At 36.0% G+C, this 16,915-nt stretch carries 14 protein-coding genes; 11 read left to right on the forward strand and 3 right to left on the reverse strand.

The genetic code is table 11. From position 1 onward, the window contains the following. Positions 1-80: 80 nt before the first annotated feature. Together ccsA and CGC47_RS03380 are read right to left on the reverse strand one after the other, a co-directional pair. Positions 81-3,314 carry a cytochrome c biogenesis protein CcsA gene (gene ccsA / locus CGC47_RS03375; RefSeq protein ID WP_231552387.1) on the reverse strand — a complete coding sequence of 1,078 codons (3,234 nt, stop codon included), beginning with the start codon at positions 3,312-3,314 and terminating at the stop codon, positions 81-83. Positions 3,315-3,440: 126 nt separating this feature from the next. Continuing rightward, positions 3,441-3,911 carry a hypothetical protein gene (locus CGC47_RS03380; protein ID WP_052456180.1) on the reverse strand — a complete coding sequence of 157 codons (471 nt, stop codon included), beginning with the start codon at positions 3,909-3,911 and terminating at the stop codon, positions 3,441-3,443. Between the two features lie 81 nt (positions 3,912-3,992). Between CGC47_RS03380 and CGC47_RS03385 the strand changes: the two genes are divergently transcribed. From CGC47_RS03385 to CGC47_RS03400, 4 genes are all read left to right on the forward strand, one after another. Then, the gene (locus CGC47_RS03385; RefSeq protein WP_042001751.1) at positions 3,993-5,069 is read left to right on the forward strand and encodes a diphosphomevalonate/mevalonate 3,5-bisphosphate decarboxylase family protein; all 1,077 of its coding nucleotides are present in this window, start codon (positions 3,993-3,995) and stop codon (positions 5,067-5,069) included. A gap of 108 nt (positions 5,070-5,177) precedes the next feature. Continuing rightward, positions 5,178-6,128 (forward strand): mevalonate kinase family protein, encoded by a 951-nt coding sequence (locus tag CGC47_RS03390; protein ID WP_095899984.1) that lies wholly within the window; start codon positions 5,178-5,180, stop codon positions 6,126-6,128. A 41-nt stretch (positions 6,129-6,169) separates the two neighbouring features. Continuing rightward, positions 6,170-7,078: a geranylgeranylglycerol-phosphate geranylgeranyltransferase gene (locus tag CGC47_RS03395; RefSeq protein WP_095899985.1), complete on the forward strand. Its 909-nt coding sequence runs from the start codon at positions 6,170-6,172 to the stop codon at positions 7,076-7,078. A 99-nt stretch (positions 7,079-7,177) separates the two neighbouring features. Further along, a complete protein-coding gene (locus CGC47_RS03400) occupies positions 7,178-8,545 on the forward strand; it encodes a lytic transglycosylase domain-containing protein (RefSeq protein ID WP_042001753.1) in 1,368 nt (455 codons plus the stop codon). 9 nt (positions 8,546-8,554) lie between these two features. On the opposite strand, the gene CGC47_RS03405 is transcribed toward CGC47_RS03400, so the two are convergent. Beyond that, positions 8,555-9,829: a BaiN/RdsA family NAD(P)/FAD-dependent oxidoreductase gene (locus CGC47_RS03405; protein WP_231552388.1), complete on the reverse strand. Its 1,275-nt coding sequence runs from the start codon at positions 9,827-9,829 to the stop codon at positions 8,555-8,557. Positions 9,830-9,969: 140 nt separating this feature from the next. Here CGC47_RS03405 and CGC47_RS03410 point away from each other — a divergent pair, with 140 nt between their 5' ends. From CGC47_RS03410 to CGC47_RS03440, 7 genes are all read left to right on the forward strand, one after another. Beyond that, positions 9,970-11,583, forward strand: a complete 1,614-nt coding sequence (locus tag CGC47_RS03410) for a DUF4139 domain-containing protein (RefSeq protein WP_052456181.1) — start codon at positions 9,970-9,972, stop codon at positions 11,581-11,583. A gap of 15 nt (positions 11,584-11,598) precedes the next feature. Next, the gene (locus tag CGC47_RS03415; RefSeq protein WP_042001759.1) at positions 11,599-12,210 is read left to right on the forward strand and encodes a DUF4230 domain-containing protein; all 612 of its coding nucleotides are present in this window, start codon (positions 11,599-11,601) and stop codon (positions 12,208-12,210) included. A 2-nt stretch (positions 12,211-12,212) separates the two neighbouring features. Further along, complete coding sequence (locus CGC47_RS03420; protein WP_042001922.1) at positions 12,213-13,352, forward strand: aminotransferase class I/II-fold pyridoxal phosphate-dependent enzyme; 1,140 nt, start codon at positions 12,213-12,215, stop codon at positions 13,350-13,352. 72 nt (positions 13,353-13,424) lie between these two features. Beyond that, on the forward strand, positions 13,425-13,832 hold the full coding sequence (locus CGC47_RS03425) for a hypothetical protein (RefSeq protein WP_042001762.1): 408 nt from the start codon (positions 13,425-13,427) through the stop codon (positions 13,830-13,832). Positions 13,833-13,864: 32 nt separating this feature from the next. Next, entirely contained in the window at positions 13,865-14,485 is a 621-nt protein-coding gene (bioD, locus tag CGC47_RS03430) for a dethiobiotin synthase (protein ID WP_042001765.1), read from the forward strand. 118 nt (positions 14,486-14,603) lie between these two features. Next, complete coding sequence (locus tag CGC47_RS03435; protein ID WP_042001768.1) at positions 14,604-16,397, forward strand: AMP-dependent synthetase/ligase; 1,794 nt, start codon at positions 14,604-14,606, stop codon at positions 16,395-16,397. A gap of 47 nt (positions 16,398-16,444) precedes the next feature. Beyond that, the gene (locus CGC47_RS03440) at positions 16,445-16,912 is read left to right on the forward strand and encodes a Fur family transcriptional regulator (RefSeq protein WP_013997689.1); all 468 of its coding nucleotides are present in this window, start codon (positions 16,445-16,447) and stop codon (positions 16,910-16,912) included. The last annotated feature ends 3 nt before the right edge of the window (positions 16,913-16,915 follow it).

Below are 16,915 nucleotides of genomic sequence, written 5' to 3' on the forward strand. Positions count from 1 at the left end.
TACAAAAGTAATTCAAATTCTACTTGTGAAGTCTAATGCTGAAAAACGAACCTCACACCTTTGGTAAACTAACTTTACGTTTACTTTTTGTAATTCACTTGATAGCGCCAAAAAGAAACTGCCCCTAAAATCAGTACAAAAGCAACCGAATAATAAACAAATGAAGGTGTTATTATCTTCTCACCACTGGCATAACTATGCAATCCTGAAAGGTAAAAATTCACACCAAAATAAGTCATCAAAATACTGAAAAAAGAAACCACACTAGCAAAACTAAAAGCCCAACGTCCACGCAAACCTGGTACCAAACGCATATGAATCACAAAGGCATAGACCATAATGCTTACCAATGCCCAAGTTTCTTTAGGGTCCCAGCCCCAATAACGTCCCCAACTTTCATTTGCCCACATTCCGCCTAAAAAATTACCAATGGTAAGCATTACTAAACCTAAGGTTAAGGCAAGTTCGCCAACTATCATTAATTCTTGGATGGCCAACGAGATTCGCTGTTTATTTTTTGAATTGGTAAAAATCATCAAGAACATAGATACCACTCCTAAAATCATTCCCAAAGCAAATGGTCCATAACTCCCCACGATAACCGCTACGTGAATCATCAACCAATAACTATTAAGCACAGGCTGAAGCGTACCTATAGAAGGGTCCATCCAGTTCCAATGAGCAATCATCAGTATCATTGAGGTTACAAAAGCAGTTGCCCCCAAGGTGAGTTGAGAGCGACGCGCAAATATCACTCCCATAAGCATCGTTGCCCAAGCCACGTAAATCATACTCTCATAAGCATCGCTCCAAGGAGCGTGACCAGAAATATACCAACGGGCTACAAGCCCCAAAGTATGCAATAAAAAGGAAACACAAAGAAAAATCCAAGATGCTTTACCAATGAAATTCAACACTTTATTTCTACTTGAAAATATCTGAATTACAGAAACAAAAAACAGTACAAGCCCTGCAAACAGATAATATTGAAATAATCTATTGAATATATGTACTTTGTTATAAACTATTTCGGCTTGTATTTTCTTTTGAGCAGGAAGCACAGCTTCACCGTGGTTCTTTTGGTTCTTTTTAAAAGCTTCTAACAAAGCATCAGCATTTTCGTAATTACCCGTTTTGATGGCATCGCGTAACATATTCAGATACAAAGGCACCGAACCGTGAATAAAATTAGCATACAAGGTATCTTTCACTCCCTCAGGATTATACCTAAATTCAACCGGTGAGACCCATTTGCTATTATCGGTTTCCAAAAGCGGAAAGATTTTCAATATATCTCCAGATAAAGCTCTGTCTAACAAACGTAAGCGTTGGTCAGCTTCTTTAAAATCTTTCTGAAACTGATTTGGTGTGTTGGTGGCATAGGCTTCTTGCAAATAAGGGTCTAGCTTACTGCGCATCTGTTTGTCAACAAAATCAATAGCACTGACATATTTCTTGCCTTTTTCCACCCCAAGAATTTTATGTAAGCTATCATTAGCTTTTTTAATGAATATAAAATCAACGTGATACCAAACTACCGGATTTAACATCATTGATAAAAACACCTGATTAGCATCCATATTCTTAAACGTATCCTTTTTACTCATTTTTCGAAGTAACTCAGAGCTAAAGGTGTGTATGGGTTTCATTCGTCCAGCATCTTGTATAACCAACTCACCAAATTTTTCGGCGTGAGCTGCATCTACAGTAGTAGCTTGTAATAGCGAATCAATTTTGGTTTTATCAAACAAAAAAGGATGCGAATCAGAATTTTGTGCCAACATTGGGGTTGAAAATAACAGTAATAAAACCGAAATTTTCATACGTTTTGCCTGTATTTCTTTGAGTTGTTGCCCTAATTTTATAAATCGGGATTTTCCAAGGAACATAAAGGCTATCAATCCGATATAGAGCAATACATACCCGATATAGGTAAATAAAGTCCCCCAATAATCTTGATTGACCGACAATACCGAGCCTTTTTCATCGGGATGGAAGGAAGCTTGGAAAAGTCGATGTCCCTTGTGATTTAAAATATGGTTCATATAAATATCATAATCAAACACGTCATCACTTTTTACGGTTACCTTACTCATAAAAGAAGAATAACTTTTTTCTGTTCCTGGGTATTTATCCGCTATAAAATCGTTAAGAGTAACTGAAAAAGGCAAATTTTCGCGCCGAGAACCATAATGCAGATGAAAATCCAATCCGTTAACGCTAATAGTTGTAGGAGGATTGATATATCCTTTACCTCCTAAAACGGCAACCTCTTTCACCTCTTCACCCGATTTTACTTCAAAAACCACCGCATTGGGGCTTTCTTTGGAAATCTGTTCTTGCGGAAGTTGTTGTACTCCTTCCCTACCCCGAACCAAGGGCTGCGGAATTACAAAAGCACTCTGCCCTAAATTGTATAAGGAAAGGAATTGTAAAGGCTGAAGACTGTCTTTAACTACATCAAAGCGCTGTTGAGTAGCCATATTCATATAAGTCCCTGAAAAAGGAGAGTTTATATAATTTCCTTCCTCAGTCATCGTAATATTGATTGCCCCTGGGGTCGGACGATTTAAAGCAAACAATATGTTATGAAAGTTAGCTACCTCTCCGTATTTCAAATAATGCTCGTGCCGATTTCCTCCAATAGTTTCAACAATTTTCAGATAATACTCCCCTTCTGGGTCTTCCACAAAACCGTCAGATGCCCCGCGTATAAAATCTTTATAAGATATCTCAAAAGGAATTCCCTTAAAATCAGACTTCCAATGGTAGCTATTTTTTGCCCTTTTGGAAAATAAAACTTCCTTTTGGTGGGTTTTTCTAAACCCTTCGCCCTGATGATTTCCATCGACAAAGGCAGTTACATAAGTGCGGTCGGAAATATAAAAATCGGCCGTTTCACCTTCCCGTAAGGAAATTATGCCTTCATCACTGATATATCGGGTAATGAAAGCCCCGATGATGATAAATACCCACGAAATATGCAACAAAAACACTGACCAGTTTTCTCGTTTCAACAGATTATAACGCTTTATATTCCCAATGAAATTGATCATAAAAAGGAACATAATCAACTCAAACCACCAAGCGTTATATACCCAAATTCGGGCAGTTTCAATATCATAATCATTTTCAATAAACGTACCCAAAGCCATAGCCACGGCAAAAACGACAAACAAAATCGCCATCAGCCGAGTAGAGAAAATAAACTTAATCATTTTTTTTATTCCCATTCCCACCACAACAGCAACAGCAAGAAACACAGCAGTTGTTAAAGGGGTAGCAAAAACAACTTTACTAATTTTTTTAATCATAATTCAATAGTGTAGCTTTGGACAAAAATAATATAATTTGAGTAATTGGGCAATTGAGTCTTACCCATTCGTTTTATTTGACCATAAAGCTCAATCAAAAACAAAATTTTTAATGTATAAAGCAATTTAAGGCAATATCGCTCCCACAGCAATATCGCAACGATGCCCTGGTTCACCGTGTGGCGGATTGGGTTTTCCGGAAAACCCTGCTTGAGTTTGCCCAGAAACAACAGGTTGAGTAGATTGAGGTATTACATCAATCTGTTGCTCAATGGGTTGAGATGCAGAAACAACCACATCAGGTTGCTGATTTTGAACCTGTGGCGAACCATCAAGGGGTGCACCTACGGGAATATCACAACGATGCCCTGGCTCTCCGTGTGGTGGGTTTATCTTAACCCCAACAGCTGATGAAAATGTTGTAGCTGATGACACATTTTGCCCCGAAAAAGGATTCGTATTTGAGCGTTGTGCTTGTAATTGAGCCTCAGCTTTTTGAGTATTACTCTCTGCCTCTGGGGCTACCTTTATTTCTTCAATGTTTTTGCAAGATAATACAAATCCGAACGTAGCAAACAATACATAATTTAATTTCATAAGATATCTTTTTGGGGCAAAGGTATGAATTTTTATTTAAGATTTTTTATCCGTACCTTTGTCAAAATATTATTTTACAATATGGTATATACTGATTTTTTTTCTCCAAAATACGATTTTAATATAGCCTCTGGAACAGTTTCTTGGAAAGCACCAAGCAATATTGCTTTGGTTAAATATTGGGGAAAACTTGAGGGGCAAATCCCTGCAAATCCTTCCGTTAGTTTCACACTAACCAATTGTTATACAGAAACTTCAGTTCGTTTTAAAAAATTAGAAACACCTACTGATGATTTTCAGTTTACTTTCTTTTTTGAAAAAGAGCCAAAGCCGTCTTTCCACCCAAAAATAATTATTTTTTTCAATCGGATTTACGAATACTTGCCTTTTTTGAAGGATTATCATTTTGAAATATATTCAGAAAATTCCTTTCCGCACAGTAGTGGGATTGCCTCTTCAGCAAGTGCTATGGCAGCATTGTCAGTATGTTTGATGCAGATTGAAAGGCAGTTAAACCCTAATATTTCAGAAAACGATTTTTGGCAAAAAGCCTCACTTTTAGCTCGTTTGGGCTCAGGAAGTGCCTGTCGAAGCATACAAGGAAATATTGTGGTCTGGGGAGAACATAAGTCTATTCCGCAAAGTTCTGACCTTTATGGAGTTCCGTATCCTTTTGAAATTAACAATGTTTTTAAAAATTATCAGGATACGATTTTGCTTATTGATAAAGGACAAAAGCAAGTGAGTAGCTCTGTAGGACACGACTTGATGCACAATCATCCTTTTGCTCAAAAACGCTTCGAACAAGCTCACGAAAATCTTAATAAATTAATTCCTGTTTTTAGAGATGGCGATTTAGATAAGTTCATCGAAATTGTTGAAAGTGAAGCCTTAACACTTCACGCAATGATGATGACCAGTCTTCCTTACTTCATACTAATGAAACCCAACACTTTAGAAGTTATTCAACGCATTTGGAAGTTCCGGCAAGAAACCAAAACTCCTGTTTGCTTCACTTTAGATGCTGGTGCCAACGTACACGTTTTATATCCCGATTCTCACAAAAACGAAGTTTTGCAATTTATTAAAGATGAATTGATTGCATTTTGTGAAAATAAGCAGTATATTTGCGACCAAATTTCTAACTCATCGAATTAGAAATGTTGATTTTAAAAGTTTGATATACTAAAAAAGAATGTTTATCATACTTTTCACAACGCAACCAAATTAAAAAATAAAACAACACCTAACTCCGAAATAGTTTAAATGAAGAGACCTTTATTTTATTCAAAAATCTTACTCTTTGGGGAATATGGCATCATCAAGGATTCCAAAGGGTTGGCTATTCCGTATAATTTCTACAATGGAGCTTTAAAAATGCCTGACCAAATTGATGAAAGCAAACAGGCAGAAGCAAAAAAGTCAAACCAAGCGTTAGCTCAGTTCGCTATCCATCTGGAACAATTATCCTCAGAAAATCCTGAAATTGTTACTTTTGATATTGAGCAACTAAAAAAAGACATCAGTAGCGGAATGTACTTCGATAGTAGCATTCCACAAGGTTATGGCGTTGGGAGTAGCGGAGCTTTGGTTGCAGCCATTTACGACCAATACGCCCACAATAAAATCACGGTTTTGGAGAATTTAACCCGAGAAAAACTTCTGCAACTGAAAAATATTTTCGGGAAAATGGAAAGTTTTTTCCACGGAACATCCTCTGGTTTAGACCCTTTGAATAGCTATTTGAGTCTACCAATTCTTATCAATTCCAAAGATAATATTGAGCCTACAGGGATACCCTCTCAAACGATAAACGGCAAAGGAGCAGTTTTTTTGTTAGATAGTGGCGTTGTAGGTGAAACAGCACCGATGGTTCGTATTTTTATGGAAAATATGAAAAATGAAGCCTTTCAGAGTATGTTAAAAACGCAATTCATCAAATATACGGACGCTTGTATTGATGATTTTCTGAAAGGAAATGTAAAATCCCTTTTCAAGAATGTGAAAAAACTTTCAAAAGTGGTTCTTAATAACTTTAAACCAATGATTCCTTCTGAATTTCACGCTCTTTGGAAAAAAGGTATCGATACTGGGGATTATTTCTTGAAACTTTGCGGCTCAGGTGGAGGCGGATATATGTTAGGATTTACCGAAGATATTGAGAAAGCTAAAAAAACTCTTGAAGGACATAAAATAGAAGTTGTATATCAGTTTTAAAATAGCTTTAGTAAGAAGTTTCCTGAGATTATCCAACCCAAATGATTGTATCACATCGAACAAAACGTTACCTACTAAAATTGCTCGGATTGTTTTCGGTGGTAAGAGGGTACAATATATTGACCATCTGCGTCGCCCAATATTTAGCGGCTGTTTTTGTGTTTTCAAAAAATGAGAGCTTTAAGGAAGTTTTCTTTAACGATGTGCTTTTTATGCTGGTAGTAGCAGGGGCTTTCGCTGTTGCAGGAGGTTACATTATCAATAGCTTCTACGATTACGAAAAAGACTTGATTAACAACCCATTTAAATCAATGATTGATCGTTTAATCAGCCAGAACACCAAACTTACCGCTTATTTTTTACTCAATTTTTTCTCTATTTTTGTTGCTGGATACGTTTCTTTCAGAGCTATTTTGTTTTTCTCTGCCTACATTTTCGGAATGTGGATTTACTCGCATCGACTAAAAAAAATCCCATTTGTTGGCAACGTTACTGCTGCTCTACTTGCTATCACTCCTTTTTTCGCTATCTTTCTGTATTACAAAAATTTTGACCTCATCATATTCGTACACGCCTTTTTGGTTTTCTTACTAATCCTCATTAAAGATTTAACCAAAGATTTAAGAAGTTTAAAAGGAGATTTAGCTCAAAATTACCAAACTATTGCTGTAAAATACGGCGAAAAAGTGTCGAAAATAGCCATTTCAATTGCAGTTTTAATGTGCTTTATCCCCATTTATGCATTATTAACCCATTTTGATGTAGGAAATATGAAGTACTATCTTGCCTTTACCTGCGTTTTTTTATATTTTTATATATTTTTCCTTTGGATAAGCAACAAGCAAAAACAATACATTTTATTGCATAATCTACTAAAAATCACACTTATTTCAGGAGTTTTTAGTATTTCTTTGATTGATACTTGGTGGATAGAGGAAATATGCAGATAACTGAATCATTTTTCAGAATTATGTTTTTTTAACAATATAAAAATTTGCGATTTCGGATATAAGTTTTGATTTTTGTAACCTATTTTTTAAAAGACCTCTATGAAAACAAAATCTCTTATATTTGCTTCATTACTTTGTTTTATAAATGTAATTCAAGGGCAACAACCTCAGCAAGTGCCTAGTGATACCCTCTCGGAAATTGAAGAAAAATCTATTGATATTCTAGACAATTCAGAGATTGAATCGCCTTCCGAATACATTCAAAAGCAAGGTATTTACGTTTTGAAAGATCACCCTCAGGCAGAAAGTTTTGACAGAAAATGGCTTAGTGAACTTACCAACTCCGAGTTGTTTTTTCAAATGAGCGAAGCTGTTGCTAACCAGCCCACCTCCGATGTTATTTACGAAGAACTGCCTACCGAAGTACTCAAAAGCCGATTAGAGGCACTCAATCAAAAGACACCTTTCAACATTGAATACAATCCGATTTTAGAAAGAGTAATCAAATCGTTTTTAAAAAACCGACGTTCGTCATTAGAACGACTAATGAGTTTAAGCGATTATTATTTCCCAATGTTTGAACAGGAAATGAACGCTAAAAAAATTCCACTGGAAATGAAATATTTAGCCATAGTAGAATCAGCATTAAACCCTAAGGCTCGTTCGTATATGGGGGCTACAGGGCTATGGCAATTTATGTACGCCACAGGAAGAATGTATGGTTTAGAGGTGAGTAATTACGTAGATGAACGCTGTGATCCTGTACGGGCTACTAAAGCAGCCGCAAGTTATTTGAGTCGTTTGTACGACATCTTTGGAGATTGGGATTTGGTTTTAGCAGCTTACAACTCTGGTCCTGGTAATGTTACCAAAGCAATGCGACGCTCTGATGGAAAACAAAACTATTGGAATTTACGTCCGCACCTGCCACGCGAAACGGCTGGATATGTACCTGCTTTTTTGGCTACTTTATACATTTTTGAATATGCCTCCGAACACGGCTTCAATCCGCAAAAAAGGCAAAATCATCACTTCGAAACGGATACCATACGCGTAAAACAAGCTGTTCCTTTCAAAAACATCGCTGAAATAACAGGAATGGATATTAAAGAAATTCAATTTTTTAACCCTTCCTATCAGTTAGATGTGGTTCCTTACGTTGCGGGTAAAAATTATGGGCTTCGTCTTCCTGTTGAAGAAATTGGAAAGTTCGTAGCCAATGAAGAAATTGTTTATTCCTACATTAATGAAGAAATCGCTAAACGCGAAAAACCACTTCCTGAATTGGTGAAAGGCGACCAATACGTCTCTGGCGGAAAACGTATCATTCATAAAGTGAAAAAAGGAGATGTTTTGGGTAAAATTGCTACTCGTTACAAAGTATCGGTTTCTGACATCAAACGCTGGAACAAAATTAAAGGTACAAACATACAAATAGGGCAAAAATTGGTTATCCACCAGAAATAGCAACAAATTTTAAGGAAAAATATTTTCGGCTACCAAATAGCCGCCCGTCCAAGCGTTTTGGAAATTAAATCCACCCGTTATAGCGTCAATATCAAGTACTTCCCCGCAAAAATACATATCAGGAAGTACTTTGCTTTTGAACGTTTTAAAATCGACCTCTTTAAGAGCAACTCCACCCGCAGTGACGAATTCCTCCTTAAAAGTTGATTTTCCGTTAATTACAAATTCTGACAAAATCAACTGCTCTGCCAAATGATGTAATTGATTTTTATTCACTACTGCCCAAGTTTGCTGCAAGTCAATACCTACCCGATGTAACAGCTTTATCCATAACCGCTTAGGAAGTTGAAACGGACAAAAATTTGATATTAGCTTTCGGGCATTTTCCGATTTTCCTTGTTGTAGAACAGTTATTGCTTGTTGTAAAGTACTTAGCTGACCTTGAAAATTTAACCAATTGACTTGAAGTTTGCATTTGTAGTTCAAATCTGCCAAAGCCCTCGCCCCCCAAGCCGAGAGCTTCAAAATTGCTGGACCGCTAAATCCCCAATGTGTTATTAGTAAAGGTGCAGAAACCCCACCACAATCAACACGTTTATTTTTGATTTTCAATGGATTTGAATCCAAATCAGTCAAAAAAACAGTTGCTTGTAAAGCTACTCCTGACAAATTGGTTATGAAATCATCTTGGGTATTGAATGTAAACAAAGAAGGCACGGGTGGAATGATAGTATGCCCTAAGGCTTGTAACAAGTTCCATATCTTAGAGCTACTTCCTGTAGCTATCACTATTTTTTCAGTACGAAAAACAGTAGTCTTGGTACTGATTTGCCAGTAATTATCGTTTCGTGCAATGGCTTGAACTTGTTGCTGGTATTCCACTAATACTTTATTGTTTTTAGCCTCATTCAGCAAACAATTTACCACGGATTGTGAACTATCAGATTGAGGAAAAACCCTCCCGTCAGGTTCAGTTTTTAGAGCTACTCCCCGACTTTCAAACCATTGTATGGTATCACCAGTCATAAACTTATGAAAAGCCCCAAGCAATTCTTTCTCTCCGCGAGGATAATTTTTAACCAACTGTGAAGCAATAAATTCACCATTTGTTATATTACACCTGCCTCCGCCTGAAATACGCACTTTAGCCAGAGCTTCCTTATTTTTCTCCAAAATCAAAACACGCTTATCAGGATGTTTTTCAGCTATATTGATAGCAGAAAAAAAACCACCAGCTCCCCCTCCTATTACAATAACGTCGTATATTTGCTCTTGAATATGCATTGATATATGAAATAATGGGCAAATTACGAAAAAAATCAGCCAACAAACAACCCTTTTTTTGTTGAATGTTTTTTTGTAGAGACTTTGTTTAATTCAAAAAAGGCATAATTATTGATATTATCAGACTTAAAAACAGATTTATGATGAATAAACTACTTTTATTTTTATCGACTTTTGCTTGGGTTCCGATGTTTGCTCAAGCTCCTATCTTTTCTCACGTGAAAACAGAGAAAGCACAAGTGTATTTTAATGGTGCTGAAATACAACAAACTGCAAAAGCAACACTTCCTAAAGGAACCTCTGAGGTGATTCTCCTTAATGTTGCCAACGCTTTAGATGAAAATACAGTACAAATCAAATCGTTACCTAATGTAATGGTGCTTTCTGTCCGATTTTCAAATGAGCCCATTGATGGAATTGAAAACCATTACATTTCCGAAACGACCCAACCCATTTACAATGAAATGGTACGCACTGAAAAAGAAATTCAAGAAAATCAAATGCAAAAAAATGCAGTGGTAAAATCATTAGAATTACTGGATAAAAACCAAACTTTATCAGGGCAAAATATGAGTGTAGCTGAGCTTTCAAAACTTTTAGAATATTATCAAAACAAGCGTTTTGAACTCGAAAAACAAATCAAAATACTCTCTGAAAAAGGAGAAACACTACAAAAAAAATTAAATACTTTGAAATTTCAATTGGGTACTTCAAAGGGGCAAAACAATCAAAATATCGGAAAATTAGTACTTCAAGTGATGAATGAGAAAGGCGGAGAAACTCCTTTTGAAATTAACTACATTACTCATCAAGCAAGATGGACTCCATTTTACGAAATTCGTATTGACAAGATAAACAAACCTATTGCCTTGAATTACAACGCCAATGTAACGCAATTTACAGGCGTTGATTGGAAAAACATAAAGATAGGACTATCAAGTGGTTATGTCAATCATCAGCATCAAGCACCAACTTTACACCCCTGGTTTGTTGGTTATCAAACTCAATACATTGAAGAAGTGGTTATTCTTAAAGCACCAGCAGCTTACACTAAAAATTTGGAAACGGGAGCGCTTTCTGCTAACTCTTCGGCTATATCTTTGGAAGACAAATCTTTGAACGATTTGGTGGTGGTAAATGAAACACAACTTAATGTTAATTTTGATATTGATGTCCCTTATACGATTCTTTCCAATGGAAAAAATCATAGCGTTTCGCTAAAAAAATTAGAGATTCCTGTAGATTTCACGCATTATACCGCTCCAAAGTTGGATAATAACGTGTACCTACTGGCTAAATTAGAAAATTACGGAAAATACAATCTGCTTGCTGGACAAGCTAATGTCGTTTTTGAAAACAACTACGTAGGCAAAACCTACATCAATCCGCAAGAAACACAACAGCAATTACAATTGAGCTTAGGCAAAGATAAAAAAATCGTTGCTGAACGAAAACTTATAGCTGAAAAATCAGAAAATAAAATATTATCTTCCAAAAAGCTACAATCCTTTACCTACGAAATCACTTTGCGAAACAACAAAAACGAAAATGTAACGGTTGATGTAGAAGACCAATATCCGATTAGTTCGGAAAAAACTATTAAAGTTTCGCTTGGAACAACTAATGAGGCTATTAATGATGCCGAAAAAGGAATTTTAAAATGGAAGGTTCAACTTAAGCCTAACGAAACCAGAAAAATACGTTTTTCATATCAAGTAGAATCGGATAAAGAGCAAAATATTTCTGGACTATAACTCTGAGTTTTTAATATGAAAAGATTTTTAATTGGTTTTTCTTGTGCAGTTATCTTATTAGTTGTTTTTCAGATTATTATAAATAAGAAACAAACTCAAGAAACGATAATAGCAAATTCGGCACTAATTCAAACGCAAATTGAAAATGTAAGCAAACTCATCGTTACTGAAGGACATTTCGCAGAGGTCATCTCATACAAAGAAAGTAAAAAATATTTTATGGATATTTTTTCTTTCGAAAAGGATATTTTGGTAGTGGTCAATGCTGATGTAACCGTCGGATACGATTTGAGCAAGATTACTTATGAGTTGGACGAACAGAACAAAAGAGTGATTATCAAATCTATACCCGAAGTAGAAATAAAAGTATATCCTGATTTACAATATTTTGACGTCAGCAGAAGTGAAATGAATCCGTTTAAGGCGGAAGATGTGTCTAAAATTCGCAAGAAAGTAGATGAGCAACTGCGAAAAAAAATAGAAGCTACTACTTTGAAAACTAATGCTAAAAATCGTTTAATTTCCGAACTTTCGAATATTTTAATCCTTACTAAATCATTAGGTTGGACTTTGGAATATAATGACACACCTATAGAGTCGGTAACAGATTGGAATCTAAAAGTATAACTATGCCACGCATCCCTAAGCACATCACAGAAAGGCTAAATCAGCGCAAAGAAAAAAATGCACTACGCACCCTAAAAGTTAATCATTTTAAAGTAGACTTCTATTCTAACGATTATTTAGGATTTGCCTCAAGCCGTGAAATTAAACAATTTAATGAAGAAATACTTTCAAGATATCCGATTCAGCACGGGGCTACGGGCTCACGACTCATCTCGGGGCACACGCCCTTACACGAAATTGCAGAACATACCATTTCTGAATTTCACCACTCACAGAGTTGTTTACTTTTCAATTCGGGCTACGATGCCAATGTGGGTCTTTTTTCTAGCATACCCAAACGTGGCGATATCATACTTTTTGATGAGTACATACACGCTTCCATTCGTGACGGAATATCCTTAGGTTTAGCACAAGCTTACAAATTCAAACACAACGATTTGGAGAGTTTGGAGCGGTTGTTACAAAAGTACACGAGCAATTCTAATAATATTTTTATCGCTACTGAATCGGTATTTTCGATGGATGGTGATAGCCCCGATTTGGAAAAAATGGTGCTTTTAGCTGAAAAATACAATGCCTTTCTAATCGTTGATGAAGCTCACGCACTTGGGGTTTTGGGCAAAGACGGTTGTGGCTTGGTGCAGCATTTAGGAATAGAAAATCGTGTTTTCGCCCGAATAATGACCTACGGAAAAGCCCTTGGCGGACACGGAGCCAGTGTATTGTCTTCTAACGAACTAAAGCAATATTTAGTTAATTTTGCCCGTTCTTTCATCTATACCACAGCGATGCCACCTCACAACGTTGCTCACATTTTAGCAGGATATCAAGAACTATCTCGAACACAAAATAGAGAACTTCTGCAAAAAAATATCGCTTTTTTTCTAAAAAAAGCAGAAAAAATAGGACTAAAATCAAGATTCATCCCCTCACAATCAGCTATTCAAGGTATCGTTTTGTCGGGAAATGATTTCGTAAAATCAATTTCGGAAGATATTCAAAAAGAGGGCTTTGGGGTAATTCCTATTCTATCTCCCACAGTGGCAGAAGGACAAGAACGCCTACGCATCTGTTTGCATAGTTTCAATACATTTTCCGAAATTGAAAATTTATGTAACATTCTAATAACCAAGCTCAAATAACTCATTTCATTTTAGTTTTTGCTTTTACAAAATAAAAATATAACTTTGCTTAAAAGACAAAATCTTAAAAATATGAAAAATAAGGTCCCTATTTTAGCTATTTCATTGGGTGCATTGGGTATGATAACTATCATTTCAGCGTTGATGTTTGGATTACCTATCTACAATGTATGGCAACAAGAAATGGCAGGAAAAGCTGAAATGGCAAAGGCAGAACAAAACCGTAAAATCTTAATTGAAGAGGCAAAAGCCCGATTAGAAGCCGAAAAATTGAATGCACAAGCTGAAATTGAACGCGCTCGAGGAATGGCTGAAGCTATGAGGATTGAGAACGGAACATTAAACTCGGTATATAATCAGTATTTGTTTATCAGAACACTAGAAAAATTAGCTGACAAAGGCAATCTGCCACAAATCATCTATATGCCTTCTAACGGACTTGTTCCCGTTATGGATGTTTCCAAAAAAGAAAAACCATAGCCTTAAAAACAACTTTTTATCATCTGATTAAAATGGAAAAACAGACCTATTTTGTAACAGGAATTTCTACCGAAGTAGGAAAAACCATTGTTGCTGCCATATTGACTGAAGCTCTAAATGCAGATTATTGGAAACCAATTCAATCAGGAGATTTGGAAAACTCGGACACACACAAAATAAAACGCTGGATTTCAAACTCCAAAACCTTTTTCCACCCCAACGCCTATGCTTTGAGCATACCTGCCAGCCCACATCTGTCAGCAAAATTAGATGATACCACCATCGAAATAAACAAAATTATTCGTCCAAAAACTGAAAATCATCTGGTAATAGAAGGCGCTGGGGGGCTGTTAGTTCCGCTTAACGAAACAACAACTATTGCCGATTTGATACTGCCCTCGGATAGAATCATCATCGTTTCACGACATTATTTAGGCAGTATCAACCACACTTTACTTACTATAGAAGCACTAAAAAACAGAAATTTAACCCCTTATGGTATTATTTTTAGTGGGGAAGAAAATGCATCTTCGGAAGAAATCATTTTGAAAAAAAGTGGAATTCCTTGTTTAGGTAGAATAGATGAAGAACCTTACTTTGATAAAAATGTAATTCGCTATTATGCTGAAAAGTGGAAATCAAACGAAACCTAAATATCTTATTTATTTTCAGACACTTAAAAACAATCCACCTGAATATATTAGAATATTTGAGGTACAGCACACTTTTTATTAAATTTAATATTTATTTTTGCCCACTAATTGCTTAGTTATGAATTTGAATAATCTTCATTACGTTAATGTTTTTCGTAAAAATGTTGACAAATACGCATCAAAAAATGCCTTAATGCACCGAACTTCAACAGGTTGGGAGGGCATCGATTGGAAAACATTCGGGCAAATGACTGACACACTTTCAAAAGCCTTATTAGCATTTGGTGTTCAACCGCAAGACACCGTAGGTATATTTTCTCAGAATATGCCTCAATGGACAATTGCCGACCTTGCTACCCTGCAAATTCGGGCAATTACAGTTCCCATATACGCCACAAACACCGCTGAACAAGCCGCTTTTGTGGTAAATCACGCCGAGATAAAAATGTTGTTTGTAGGTGGAGAAGAACAATATGATAAAGCTTTAGCATTTGCTGAAAAAAGTCCTTCACTTCAAAAAATCATATTGATGAAGGATAACATTCCTCTTAAAGAAAAACAATGGTCTATCACTTGGGAAGATTTCATAAAATATGGTGTATCTGCAAAGCTAGATGCGCAGTTGCAAACCCAAATAGAAAACCGAAGTTTGAATGATTTATTTACCATAATTTACACCTCTGGAACTACAGGTGACCCCAAAGGAGTAATGTTGGACTACGAAAATTTAGCTCATCAACTTAAAAATCACGACATTCGTCTAAAACTCTCTTCAGAAGATGTTTCTTTGGCATTTTTGCCCTTGTCACACGTTTTTGAAAGAGCTTGGACTTTCTACTCTCTTTACAAAGGGGCTACAAACCATTTTTTGGAAAATCCGCTGGAAATCAAATCTGCCCTATTGGAGGTGAAGCCTACGGTAATGTGTGCTGTACCAAGATTTTATGAAAAAGTATTCGGAACGGTTTACGATATGATTTCGGGGGCTTCATTGGTAAAACGACTTGTTTTTTCATTTGCTACTCGAAGCGGAAAACAGATGCTTAAAGCCAAACAAAAGCATAAAAAACCGTCGTGGTTCTTGCAAAAAGCATATCAAATTTCCGAAAAATTAGTATTCTCAAAATTAAAACAATCATTGGGTGGACGTATTCGTTTTATGCCTTGCGGAGGAGCCAATTTAGAACCTTCCATTGGGCGTTTTTTTCAAGCCATTGGGGTAAATGTAAAACTAGGATACGGAATGACAGAAACTTTAGCCACCGTTTCGTGTTGGGACGATATTGATTTCAACCTAAAATCGGTAGGCAGACTTATGCCCGACACGCAAATGAAAATAGGCGAAGACAACGAAATCTTAGTCAAAGGAGGTATGGTAATGAAAGGGTACTACAAAAATCCGGAAGAAACCCAAAAAGCCTTTACCCAAGACGGATTTTTAAAGACAGGTGACGCTGGAAATTTGGATAAATACAATAATGTTTTCATTACCGACCGAATCAAAGAACTAATGAAAACCTCCAATGGCAAATACATTGCTCCGCAACACATTGAAGGTAAAGTAGGTAAGGATAACGTTATTGATCAAATAGCCGTTATTGCCGACGGAAGAAAGTTTGTTTCCGCTTTAATTGTACCTAATTTTGAGGTTTTACAACAAATGATGGCTGATTTAAATATCAAATACAAAAACACTACGGATTTGATTAAAAATAGTCAGGTAATTGATTTTATTAACAAGCGTTTGCAGAAATTTCAAAAGGATTTACCTGATTATGAGAAAATTAAGCGATTCACTTTGCTTCCGAAAGCTTTTTCGATTGACAGAAATGAAATTACCCCTACTTTAAAATTAAAACGCAAAGTAATCTATGTACGTTATCGAAAAGAAATTGAGGCAATGTATAACTAATTTTTTGTAATTTTGTACGTTGAACTAAAAAAAGAAAACACCAAGCAATGGCTAATGAAGAAAATTTAGAAATTGTCCGAAAGGTTTTTACCAAATATTTGGAAGAAAATGGGCATCGAAAAACCCCTGAGCGTTTCGCAATTGTAAAAGAAATTTATGAAAGCGGAGAGCATTTTGATATTGAATCATTATATATCAAAATGAAAAATAAAAAGTATCGCGTGAGCCGTGCTACCCTATATAACACCATAGAGCTTCTCTTAGAGTGCGGATTGGTACGTAAACACCAGTTTGGTCAAAATCAAGCTCATTATGAAAAATCTTACTTTGATCGTCAACACGACCACGTGATTTTAACCGATACCGGAGAGGTCATTGAGTTTTGTGACCCCCGAATTCAAGCCATTCAAAAAACAATTGAGGAGGTATTTGACGTTAAAATTTCAAATCATTCGTTGTATTTTTACGCGACACAGAATAAAGAAAACAAAGATAACGCACAAGAAAAACAATAACCA

It is taken from the genome of Capnocytophaga canimorsus, assembly GCF_002302565.1.
GTDB lineage: Bacteria > Bacteroidota > Bacteroidia > Flavobacteriales > Flavobacteriaceae > Capnocytophaga > Capnocytophaga canimorsus.

Excerpts from the sequence above, each read along its gene's own strand:
- ccsA (WP_231552387.1), bottom strand. The coding sequence starts at position 3,314 with ATGATTAAAAAAATTAGTAAAGTTGTTTTTGCTACCCCTTTAACAACT.
- CGC47_RS03380 (WP_052456180.1), bottom strand. The coding sequence starts at position 3,911 with ATGAAATTAAATTATGTATTGTTTGCTACGTTCGGATTTGTATTATCT.
- CGC47_RS03385 (WP_042001751.1), top strand. The coding sequence starts at position 3,993 with ATGGTATATACTGATTTTTTTTCTCCAAAATACGATTTTAATATAGCC.
- CGC47_RS03390 (WP_095899984.1), top strand. The coding sequence starts at position 5,178 with ATGAAGAGACCTTTATTTTATTCAAAAATCTTACTCTTTGGGGAATAT.
- CGC47_RS03395 (WP_095899985.1), top strand. The coding sequence starts at position 6,170 with ATGATTGTATCACATCGAACAAAACGTTACCTACTAAAATTGCTCGGA.
- CGC47_RS03400 (WP_042001753.1), top strand. The coding sequence starts at position 7,178 with ATGAAAACAAAATCTCTTATATTTGCTTCATTACTTTGTTTTATAAAT.
- CGC47_RS03405 (WP_231552388.1), bottom strand. The coding sequence starts at position 9,829 with ATGCATATTCAAGAGCAAATATACGACGTTATTGTAATAGGAGGGGGA.
- CGC47_RS03410 (WP_052456181.1), top strand. The coding sequence starts at position 9,970 with ATGATGAATAAACTACTTTTATTTTTATCGACTTTTGCTTGGGTTCCG.
- CGC47_RS03415 (WP_042001759.1), top strand. The coding sequence starts at position 11,599 with ATGAAAAGATTTTTAATTGGTTTTTCTTGTGCAGTTATCTTATTAGTT.
- CGC47_RS03420 (WP_042001922.1), top strand. The coding sequence starts at position 12,213 with ATGCCACGCATCCCTAAGCACATCACAGAAAGGCTAAATCAGCGCAAA.
- CGC47_RS03425 (WP_042001762.1), top strand. The coding sequence starts at position 13,425 with ATGAAAAATAAGGTCCCTATTTTAGCTATTTCATTGGGTGCATTGGGT.
- bioD (WP_042001765.1), top strand. The coding sequence starts at position 13,865 with ATGGAAAAACAGACCTATTTTGTAACAGGAATTTCTACCGAAGTAGGA.
- CGC47_RS03435 (WP_042001768.1), top strand. The coding sequence starts at position 14,604 with ATGAATTTGAATAATCTTCATTACGTTAATGTTTTTCGTAAAAATGTT.
- CGC47_RS03440 (WP_013997689.1), top strand. The coding sequence starts at position 16,445 with ATGGCTAATGAAGAAAATTTAGAAATTGTCCGAAAGGTTTTTACCAAA.